The 10623-nt window shown below is 61.0% G+C and carries 9 protein-coding genes and 1 pseudogene; 1 reads left to right on the forward strand and 9 read right to left on the reverse strand.

Annotation, left to right across the window (positions count from 1 at the left end; all coding sequences use genetic code 11):
- Positions 1-118: pseudogene (locus ACRESJ_RS29860) on the forward strand (IS481 family transposase); the annotation flags it as partial.
- Positions 119-339: 221 nt separating this feature from the next.
- On the opposite strand, the gene paaZ reads toward ACRESJ_RS29860, so the two are convergent.
- The 9 genes from paaZ to paaA form a co-directional block, all read right to left on the reverse strand.
- Positions 340-2394: a phenylacetic acid degradation bifunctional protein PaaZ gene (gene paaZ, locus ACRESJ_RS29865; RefSeq protein WP_431761097.1), complete on the reverse strand. Its 2055-nt coding sequence runs from the start codon at positions 2392-2394 to the stop codon at positions 340-342.
- Positions 2395-2452: 58 nt separating this feature from the next.
- Complete coding sequence (locus ACRESJ_RS29870) at positions 2453-3706, reverse strand: OprD family porin (protein WP_431761098.1); 1254 nt, start codon at positions 3704-3706, stop codon at positions 2453-2455.
- Positions 3707-3739: 33 nt separating this feature from the next.
- On the reverse strand, positions 3740-5386 hold the full coding sequence (locus tag ACRESJ_RS29875; protein WP_431761099.1) for a cation acetate symporter: 1647 nt from the start codon (positions 5384-5386) through the stop codon (positions 3740-3742).
- Positions 5383-5691, reverse strand: a complete 309-nt coding sequence (locus ACRESJ_RS29880; protein WP_431761100.1) for a DUF485 domain-containing protein — start codon at positions 5689-5691, stop codon at positions 5383-5385. Before ACRESJ_RS29880 ends, ACRESJ_RS29875 begins: the two co-directional genes overlap by 4 nt.
- Before the next feature lie 82 nt (positions 5692-5773).
- A complete protein-coding gene (gene paaE / locus ACRESJ_RS29885; RefSeq protein ID WP_431761101.1) occupies positions 5774-6850 on the reverse strand; it encodes a 1,2-phenylacetyl-CoA epoxidase subunit PaaE in 1077 nt (358 codons plus the stop codon).
- Positions 6851-6883: 33 nt separating this feature from the next.
- The gene (gene paaD / locus ACRESJ_RS29890; RefSeq protein ID WP_431761102.1) at positions 6884-7417 is read right to left on the reverse strand and encodes a 1,2-phenylacetyl-CoA epoxidase subunit PaaD; all 534 of its coding nucleotides are present in this window, start codon (positions 7415-7417) and stop codon (positions 6884-6886) included.
- Complete coding sequence (paaC, locus tag ACRESJ_RS29895; RefSeq protein ID WP_431761103.1) at positions 7404-8165, reverse strand: 1,2-phenylacetyl-CoA epoxidase subunit PaaC; 762 nt, start codon at positions 8163-8165, stop codon at positions 7404-7406. The genes paaD and paaC overlap by 14 nt, the downstream gene beginning before the upstream one ends.
- An 8-nt stretch (positions 8166-8173) precedes the next feature.
- Positions 8174-8455: a 1,2-phenylacetyl-CoA epoxidase subunit PaaB gene (paaB, locus tag ACRESJ_RS29900; protein ID WP_431761104.1), complete on the reverse strand. Its 282-nt coding sequence runs from the start codon at positions 8453-8455 to the stop codon at positions 8174-8176.
- 132 nt (positions 8456-8587) lie between these two features.
- Positions 8588-9577, reverse strand: a complete 990-nt coding sequence (gene paaA, locus ACRESJ_RS29905; RefSeq protein WP_431761105.1) for a 1,2-phenylacetyl-CoA epoxidase subunit PaaA — start codon at positions 9575-9577, stop codon at positions 8588-8590.
- Between the last annotated feature and the right edge of the window lie 1046 nt (positions 9578-10623).

Raw genomic sequence — 10623 nt, forward strand, 5'->3', positions numbered from 1 at the left:
ATACTTGCCGGCGTGGTTGCATGAGTACAACTGGCATCGCCCACATGCCAGTCTGAGTTATTTACCGCCGATTAGCCGGATAGCTTCTGTGAACAACCTGGTGGGTTTACACAGCTAGCTCCCACAGTAGACATGGGGTTGGTCACAGAATTTTCGATCAACAGAAAACAGTGTGGGAGCTAGCCTGCTAGCGATGGCGGCCTCACATTCAACATCTACTTTGAATGTGACGGCCCTATCGCTAGCAGGTTAGCTCCCACAGTAGACATGGGGTTGGTCACAGAATTTTCGATCAACCGAAAACAGTGTGGGAGCTAGCGGTTGATCAGGAGGTTGTGATCAATCCTCGCGCTTAACCACCAGGGTCAAAATGTCATAGCTGGCCACCAACTCACCCAACTGGTTGGTGACTTCCACATCCCACGCCACCACCCCTTGCGGGATGCCTTGCGGGCTCTTCTTGCCCTGGTCGATCTTGCGTTTGCAGGTCAGGCGCGCCTGGATGGTGTCGCCGATGCCCACCGGGTTGATGAAGCGCAGGGTGTCCAGGCCGTAGTTGGCAAGTACCGGGCCGACGCCGGGGGATACGAACAGACCCGCCGCGGCCGACAGCACGAAGTAGCCGTGGGCGATGCGCTTGCCGAATTGCGATTCCTTGGCGGCGATGTCGTCGAAGTGCATGTAGAAGTGGTCGCCCGACAGGCAGCCGAAGTTCACCAGGTCCGCTTCGGTGACGGTGCGACGGTGGGTCAGCAGCGACTCGCCGATCTGCAGGTCCTGGAAGAAGCGGCGGAACGGGTGCACTTCGGTCTCGATGACCTTGGCGCCACGCACGTATTCACCGGTGACGGCCGCCAGCATGGTTGGCGAGCCTTGTACCGCCGCGCGTTGCAGGTAATGTTTCACCGCTCGCAGACCGCCGAGTTCCTCACCACCGCCGGCACGACCCGGACCGCCGTGCTTGAGTTGCGGCAGCGGCGAACCGTGACCGGTGGATTCGCCGGCACAGTTACGATCCAGCACCAACAGACGACCGTGCAGGGCAGCGGCGACTGGAATGGCTTTAGCTGCAATCGAAGGATCCTTGGTCACCAGGCTGGCCACCAGGCTGCCTTTACCGCGAGCGGCCAGCGCCAGTGCTTCGTCCAGATCGTCGTAAGCCATCAGCGTGCTGACCGGACCGAACGCCTCGATGTCGTGCGCGCCACCTTCGGCGTGCGGGTCGCGAGCCTGCAACAGGGTCGGAGCGAAGAACGCGCCCTCGCTGACGTTCTCGCCACGCGGCGCAAAGCCATCACGGGCGCCGAACAGCATGTCACTGCTTTGCAACAGGGCTTCCAGACGCTCAGCCACGTCTTTCTGCTGATCGTGGGAAGCCAGTGCACCCATGCGCACGCCTTCCACCGACGGATCACCGACCACAACCTTGGCCAGGCGATCGCGCAGGCGGGTAGCGACGGCATCAATGTGCTTGGCCGGCACGATGGCGCGGCGGATGGCGGTGCATTTCTGCCCGGCCTTGGTGGTCATTTCCCGGGCGACTTCCTTGATGAACAGCTCGAACTCTTCGTCGTCCGGGGTGACGTCCGGGGCGAGGATCGCGCAGTTCAGCGAGTCGGCTTCGGCGGTGAACGGCACCGAGTTGCGAATCAGGTTCGGGTTGACCCGCAGCTTGGCGGCGGTGTCGGCGGAACCGGTGAAGGTCACCACGTCCTGGCCTTGCAGGCGGTCCAGCAGGTCGCCGGTACCGCCGATGATCAGTTGCAGACTGCCCGCTGGCAACAGGCCGGATTCGTCCATCAGGCGCACCACGGCTTCGGTCAGGTAGCTCGTGGCGCTGGCTGGCTTGACGATGCACGGCATGCCGGCAAGGAAGCTCGGCGCAAACTTTTCCAACATGCCCCAGATCGGGAAGTTGAAGGCGTTGATGTGCACCGCCACACCACCGCGTGGCACCAGGATGTGGGTACCGGCGAAGGTGCCTAGTTTGCTCAGTTGCAGTGCCGGGCCTTCGTGGACCACGTTGCCCGACGGCAGTTCGCGCGAGCCGAGGCTGGCGTAGGTGAACAGCGTGCTGTTGCCGCCTTCGATGTCGATCCAGCTGTCGGCACGGGTCGCGCCGCTGTGGTGGGAGATCGCGTAGAGCTGTTCCTTGCGCTCGGCCAGGTACATGGCCAGGGCTTTCAGGCGCTGGGCACGTTGTTGGAAGTCCAGCGCCATCAGGCCGCTGACGCCCTGGCGACGACCGTGCTCGATGGCTTCGGCGAAGTCCGGACGCTCTTCGTGGGTGCGGGCGATTTCATGGCCGTCGACAGCGCTGCGCAGGATTTGCGCGCCTTGTTGGCCGATCCAGCGACCGGCGATGAAACTTTGCAGGGTAGGGGCGTGGGACATCAGGATTGCTCCTCGTTATGAAAGGTTGTGGCTCGGCCGAGGCCGAGCCATGTTGGAATTACCAAAGCGCCAGGGTGTAACCCACGATCAGGCGGTTTTCATCGATGGCGGTATTCAAGCCATTACCAGAGCGAAAGGTCACGTTGCGCCAGCGCAGGCTGACGTTCTTGAACACGCCGCTCTGGATGACGTAGGCGATGTCGCTGTCACGCTCCCATTCGCGACCGTTGTCGACAGTGTTCGTCTTGACGTGGCGGCCATCGGTGTAACGGGTCATGAAGGTCAGCCCGGGAATGCCTTGTGCTGCGAAGTCATAGTCGTAGCGCAGTTGCCAGGAATCCTCGTCGGCGCGGGTGAAAGTGTTGAAGGTCACCAGGTTGACCACGTAGGGATCACCTCCCCTGAGGAACGGAAAGGCACTGTCGCCGGACAATTGCTGATAGGCGGCACTGACTTTGTGCGCGCCTTGGGAAAGCGTGAACATGCTGTTGAAGTTACGGTTGTCGATACGCCCGGCTTTTTCGGCGCCATCGCCCCGGCTGTCGAAATAACGCACGTCACTGCGCAGGCTAAAACCGTTACCCAGCGCTTGCGTATGCACCAATCCCGCGAATTGCTGGCGATAGATCTCTTCGAGCTTGGAGTAGTAGTAGCTCACGTTCAGTTGCGGATTGAAGGCGTAGGTGCCGCCGCCGAAGTCGAAGTGATCGCTGTTGGCGTTGAGGTAGCCGATGTCATCGTTGCTGGAGGAATCACGCAGGTTGGCCTTGGTCAGGCGCCCGGCGTTTGCGCTCAAGCCATCGATTTCCTGGCTGGTCACCATGCCGCCCGCAAAGGTCGAGCCCAGCAGGCGCGTATCGTTGTAGCTGACCACGGGAAGCAACGGTTGCAAGGTGCCGAGTTTCAACACGCTTTTGGACACCCGCAATTTGCCGGTCAAGCCCAGCTCGCTGTACTCGTCCGCCGGCTCGTGGCTGTTCGGACCAAACGGCAACAGTCCGGTGCCGCGGCGATCCGGGCTGGAGTCGAGCTTGAGCCCCAGTTCTCCCAGTGCGTCGAGACCGAAGCCGAAAGTACCGTCGGTGAATCCGGATTCGACACGTGCAGTAAACCCCTGCGCCCATTCTTCGGCCTTGGATTGCGCTGCGTTGTCCTGACGGAAATCGCGGTTGATGTAGTGGTTGCGCATCTCGATACGGGCCTTGCTGTCGCCGATGAAGTCTGCCATCGCGTCGGGCGCGATCACGGGCAGACTCAATGCAGCGGCTACCGAAAACAGCGATTTGTAAGGTGCAGTACGTGCGGGCATCATTATTTTTATTCTCTGTCGCAGGTCGTTCGTTATTTAGTGTTTGCTGGCGCCCGAGGCACCAATACCGGTCATCGAGCGGATGAACTGCGCCAGGTAACGGCCGCGTTCAAGGGCTGCACGGGGTGACTTGTCGGTGACCGAAAACAGCCAGGCACTGAAGAAGGCCAGGCTCATTGAGAACAGCGCCGGGTTGGAGTAGGGGAACAACGCCTTGTCGTGATGCATGACGTTGACCCACACCGCCGGGCTCAGCACCAGCAGGACAATCGCCGAGACCAGGCCCGCCAGGCTGCCGAGCACCGCGCCACGGGTGGTAAGGCCTTTCCAGTACATCGAGAGGAACAACACCGGGAAATTCACGGAAGCGGCGATGGCCAGCACCAGGCCGGAGAGGAATGCAATGTTCTGCGATTCGAACAGCAGGCCAAGGATGATCGCCAACACACCGATGCACAGGGTGGCGATGCGCGACACGCGAATTTCTTGTTGTTCGGTGGCCTGGCCCTTGCGCATTACGCAAGCGTACAAGTCGTGGGACACCGCCGAAGCGCCGGACAGCGCAAGACCTGCAACCACTGCCAGAATGGTGGCGAAGGCGACTGCCGAGATGAAGCCCAGGAACAGGTTGCCACCTACCGCTTGCGCCAGGTGTACGGCGATCATGTTGCCGCCGCCGATGATTGCGCCGCTGGCATCACGGAATGCCGGATCGGTGCCAACCATGACGATGGCGCCAAAGCCGACGATGATCAGCAGCAAGTAGAAGTAGCCGATGAAACCGGTGGCGTAGAACACGCTTTTACGCGCTTCCTTGGCATCGCTGACGGTGAAGAAGCGCATCAGGATATGCGGCAGGCCAGCGGTACCGAACATCATGCCCAGCCCCAGGGAAATCGCGTCGATCGGATTCGACAGCAACCCGCCTGGCGCCATGATCGCTGTGCCCTTGGCATGTACGGCCGTGGCGCCGGCGAACATCGCTTCGGTGCTGAAACCGAAATGCTTGAGCACCATGAACGCCATGAAAGTGGTGCCGAACAGCAGCAACACAGCCTTGATGATTTGTACCCAAGTGGTGGCCAGCATGCCGCCAAAGGTGACGTAGAACACCATCAGCACGCCGACCAGCATCACCGCGTAGAGGTAGTCGATGCCGAACAGCAATTCGATCAGCTTGCCGGCGCCCACCATCTGCGCCACCAGGTACATCAGCGCGACGGTCAGGGTACCGAAGGCTGAAGTGAGGCGGACCGGAGTCTGATCCAGTCGATAGGAAACCACGTCGGCAAAGGTGAACTTGCCCAGGTTGCGCAGGCGCTCGGCGATCAGGAACAGGATGATCGGCCAGCCGGCCAACACGCCCAATGCGTAGAGCAAACCGTCGTAGCCATTGAGGAACATCATCGCGGAGATGCCGAGGAACGAGGCAGCGGAGATCATGTCGCCGGCAATCGCCAGACCGTTCTGAAAGCCGGTCATGCCACCACCAGCGGTATAAAAATCACTGGTGGAGCGAGTGCGCAAGGCGGCCCAGCGGGTCACTCCGAGGGTGAATAGAACGAACAGCAGGAACATGCCGATGGCGTTCCAGTTCAAGGGACGGGACGCACCGTCAGCGGCCAGCGCAACATCAGTGACTGCCGCCAGAGGCAGCGCGAACAACGCAAGAGGGCGGCTCATCGGGCGCACTCCTGCTTGAGTTTGTCGTTCAGCGGGTCGATCACGTTATTGGCGCGATAGACATAGAAACCGGTCAAGGCGAATGCCAACAATACGATTACAACTCCAACCAGCATGCCCACGGTGGTCACGCCGCCGCTCAGGGACTGGCCAAGGGTGGCCGGGGAGAACGCCACCAGCAGGACAAAGCCGAAATAGATCACCAGCATGATCAGCGACAGCGGCCAGTAGAGTTTCTGTTTGCGGCGCACCAGCTGGATGAAGTCGGGGTGCTGGTGGATGAGTTCTATGTCTTGTGGGCTCATGGCAAGTTCTCTTGTTTTTTGTTTTTGTTGTGGGTGAAACGAATCTGACAAACGGTGCGGTCCTTGTGGGATGCCTGTCTTGTCAGAGCTGGTCGAAATCCAGCACCACTTTGTCGGTGATCGGGAAGGCCTGGCACGACAGCACATAGCCGGCGGCCACTTCGTAGTCTTCCAGGGCGTGGTTGCTGTCCATTTCCACTTCGCCTTCGATGACCTTGCATTTGCAGGTCGAGCACACGCCGGCCTTGCACGAGTAAGGCAGTTCGGCACCCTGGGCGTTGCCGGCGTCGAGGATGCTTTGGCTGTTGCGCGGCAGGTCGAAGGCCAGGGCGCGGCCGTCGCTAATCACGGTGATCTGGCTGACTGCTGAATCCACCTGGCGGGCTGCCTCACGGGCTTCGCGTTTCTGCTGGCTGCCAGCGGCGGCGAACAGTTCGAAATGAATGCGCTCAGGGTTCATGCCCTTGGCCTTGAGGCTGTCGCGCACGGTCTCGGTCATTTCCTGCGGGCCGCAAATGAATGCAGCGTCGAGGGCTTTCACGTCGAGCCAGCGGCTGAACAGCTGCTCGCATTTCTCGGCGTTGATCCGGCCGTTGTACAGGTCCACATCCTGCTGCTCGCGGCTGAACACGAAGATCAGGTTCAGGCGTTGCAGGTAGCGGTTTTTCAGGTCTTCCAGCTGTTCGCGAAACAGTGCGCCGGAGCTGGAACGGTTGCCGTACAGCAGGGTGACGCGGCTGTGGGGCTCGGTTTCCAGGGTGGTCTTGACGATCGACAGGATCGGCGTGATGCCGCTGCCGGCCGCGACGGCCAGGTAGTTGCCGTGGCGGGTCGGGTCCAGTTCGACGCTGAAATGGCCGGCAGGCGGCATGACTTCCAGGGTGTGCCCGGCCTTCAGGTGTTCGTTGGCAAATGCAGAAAAACGACCGCCCGCCACACGCTTGATCGCGACGCGCAACTCACCGTCGTTGACCCCGGTGCAGATCGAGTAGGAACGACGTACTTCTTCGCCGTCCATCTGGGTGCGCATCACCAGGTGCTGGCCCTGGGTGAAGTGAAAGCTGTCTTGCAAGTCCTGCGGGATCTCGAAGGCGATGGACACCGCGTCACGGGTCTCAGTGCGCACATCCTTGATGGTCAGGCTGTGAAATTTGCTCATTGTTGTTCTCCAGCTGGGACGGCCGATCGCCGCTCAGATGCACTTGAAATAGTCGAACGGTTCCCGGCAATCGACGCAGCGATACAGCGCCTTGCACGCGGTGGAACCGAACTCGCTGAGTACCTCGGTGTGGGCGCTGCCGCATTGCGGGCAGACGATCACCGGGCTCTCACCGAGCAGGCTGCGTTTGCTGGTGCTGCCTTCGGGCGGTGCGATGCCGTAGGCGCGCAGGCGCTCACGCCCACTGTCGCTGATCCAGTCGGTGGTCCAGGCCGGCGTCAACCGGCGCTCCAGATTCGGAGCGCGGAAACCGGCCTGTTCCAGCGCCTGGCGAATATCGCCTTCGATCACTTCGGTGGCCGGGCAGCCGGAGTAGGTCGGCGTGACCACCACGTGCAAGTGACCGGCCTGCCAGTCCAGATCGCGCACGATCCCAAGGTCCACCACGCTGACCACCGGCACTTCCGGGTCCATGACTTCGGACAGGATCGCCCACGCAGCCGCCAGGTCGGTTGGTTGTGCCGGCCGGGCGCCGAGGTCGCTGGCGATCAGATCACCAGGTTGCATCGGGGTACGCTCGTGGCAGGAACTGCATTTCGGCCAGCAGGATGCCCAGGTGTTCGGTGTGCAGGCCCTTGCGTGCGTTCAGGTAGAAGTAGCTCGCCGCAGCCGGAACGGGCAGGGTGGCGCTGGCGAAAATCGCTTCGACCTTGGCCTGCCAGGCGCTGGCAACGGTGGCGATGTCCGGGGTGATGCCGGCTGCGCACAGACGCTGTTCGCTGTCATCGGCGGCGAGCAGTTCCACGGTGAAACGCCAGACTTCCGGGATGGCCGCGAGCATGCGCTTGTGGCTTTCCTCGGTGCCGTCGCCCAAGCGCTCAACCCACTCGCTGGAACGGCGCAGGTGATAAGTGACCTCTTTCACAGCTTTGGCGGCGATCCCGGCGATGCGTTCATCGCTGGACTGGGTCAGGCCGTTGAGCACTTGCAGGTGCCAGGCGTCGTACAGGAACTGCTTGAGGATGGTGACCGCGTAGTCGCCGTTGGGTTGTTCCACCAGCAGCAGGTTGCGATAGGCACGCTCGTCGCGGCGGAACGCCAGGTCATCGGCATCGCGACCATCGTCCAGCAGTTCGGCAGCGTAATCGAGCCAGTTGCGGGCCTGGCCAACGAGGTCGAGGCCGACGTTCATCAACGCCAGTTCCTCTTCCAGTGCCGGCGCCTTGCCGCACCATTGGCACAGGCGCTGGCCCTGGATCAGGGCCGTGTCGCCCAGGCGCAGCAGGTATTCGATCAGATCGGTCTTGTTATTCATGGTCGACCTCACATGTGCCCGACTTCAGCCGGCAGCTCGTAGAAGCTGGCATGGCGATAAACCTTGTCGTCCGACGGGTCGAACAGCGGGTCTTTTTCATCCGGCGAGGAAGCGGTGATCAGGGCCGACGGCACCACCCACAGGCTCACGCCTTCGCTGCGACGGGTGTAGAGCTCGCGCGCGTTCTCGATGGCCATGGCGGTGTCGGCGGCATGCACGCTGCCGACGTGCTTGTGGTTGAGGCCGTGCTTGCTGCGTACGAAAACTTCGAAGAGGGTCCACTCGGACATGACATCTACTCCACTGTATTTGCTTCTGTAGGAGCTGCCGCAGGCTGCGATCTTTTGATCTTGATCCTCGGCGGTTTCAAAGCCACCAAAAGATCGCAGCCTTCGGCAGCTCCTACACGGGGTCGGATTGCCTTATGCGGCGTTCTTGTTTTGTTTTTTGCGGGCGTAGGCGACGGCGGCTTCGCGAACCCAGGCACCGTCTTCAATCGCCTTGCGGCGAGTGGCGACGCGTTCCTGGTTGCACGGGCCGTTGCCCTTGAGCACTTCGTAGAATTCGTCCCACTGGATCGCGCCGAAGTCGTAGTGGCCAGTTTCGGCGTTCCACTTCAGGTCAGGATCAGGGCAGGTGCAGCCCAGCAGTTCCAGTTGCGGGATGGTCTGGTCGATGAAGCGCTGGCGCAGTTCGTCGTTGCTCTGGCGCTTGATCTTCCAGGCCATGGATTGCGCGCTGTTTGGCGAGTGTTCGTCACTTGGGCCAAACATCATCAGCGACGGCCACCACAGACGATTGATCGCATCCTGGACCATGTCTTTTTGCGCCTGAGTGCCATGACGCATCATGGTCAGGAGGATTTCGTAGCCCTGGCGCTGGTGGAAGCTTTCTTCCTTGCAGATACGAATCATCGCCCGGGAGTACGGACCGTAGGAGGTGCGCTGCAGCACCACCTGATTGACGATCGCCGCACCGTCCACCAGCCAGCCCACCGCGCCCATGTCGGCCCAGTTCAGCGTCGGGTAATTGAAGATGCTCGAGTACTTGGCCTTGCCGCTGTGCAGCTTGGCGATCTCTTCATCGCGGTCGGCGCCCAGGGTTTCCATGGCGCTGTACAGGTAGAGGCCGTGGCCGGCTTCGTCCTGGATCTTGGCCATCAGTTGCAGTTTGCGCTTGAGGCTTGGCGCACGGGTGACCCAGTTGCCTTCGGGCAGCATGCCGACGATTTCGGAGTGAGCGTGCTGGGAAATCTGCCGGATCAGGGTCTGGCGGTAGGCATCTGGCATCCAGTTCTTGGCTTCGATCTTGATTTCTGAATCGATTTTTTCCTGGAAGGCGCGTTCCTGTTCGGACATTTCCGAGAGGTCTTTTATGCGCTTGACGCCGGTTTCTACGAGCTGTGCGTACATTGTTGGTCTCCCGCCTTGAATCTGTTCTGGGGCATGGAGAACTTTATAAGCGATACATAAATTAATATCAAACACAAAATGACGTGTCGTATTTGTTTTTTGTATCGCTTTGGGGGTGTGGGGGTTTTGGGTGGGGGGACATATCCGTTTTTTTGGTAACGGCGGCTGGCGGTTTCGCCCTTACGGCGAGTTCCTTTTGGCAAACGACCGGTGTGCCGGCCCAGCCAAAAGGAACCAAAAGGTCTCGCCCCTTACGTACGGCCCCTCGCCTAGGCTCGGGGTTCCTTCGCTCCGGTATTCCTCCGGGGGCATTGCCCTCCGGTCGGCTGCACTCGACCTACATGCAATGGGTTCGACTGCGTCGAACGGCGCTGCGCGCCAGTCCCCGGATGAACACCTCCACTCAGCCTGCCGAGGGGGCGGGTGGATCAAAATCAAAAGCGGCAGGCGAGCTAACGCTCGGCCTGTTGAGTGGTGAGGAGCGTGGGTGTACGCAGCCCTGCCTTGGCTCTGCTCTTCTGTGGGAGCGAGCTTGCTCGCGATGGACGTCAACGATAACGCGGGCTGCCTGAGTGCCCGCGGTGTCCTGGCGTTTTTCGCGAGCCAGCTCGCTCCTACAGGGGAACGGCGTTCAGTTGTGGTCAGGTCGGCTGTCAGGCCGCCTCGCTTTGGCTTTTGATCTTCTTGCCCCCTCGAGAGGCCGAGCGCAGGTTCTGCGCAGTGGGCAACCCGGCATGGATGACGGGTTAGCCGCGTACGGCCATGGATGGCCGATCGCGGCGGGCCCACGGAGCAGGACCGGAGCGAGGGAATGCCGAGCCTGGGCGAGGCACCGAACGAAAGGGGCAAGAGCCCTTGGTTACTTGGGGCTCTTCCAAGTAACCCGCTGTAAAAGCGGAACCATAAGCCGCCGTGACCGCAGAAACGGATATGTACACCCTCAAAAATCCACGCCGCCTGCCACACAGCCCTCGCGAGCCTGCTCGCGATAGCGGCCTGGCATCTAACAAAAATCTTCAGGCTCACCCCCGTCATGTGGCGAGGGA

It is taken from the genome of Pseudomonas sp., assembly GCF_050739655.1.
In the GTDB taxonomy this organism is placed as follows: Bacteria; Pseudomonadota; Gammaproteobacteria; order Pseudomonadales; family Pseudomonadaceae; genus Aquipseudomonas.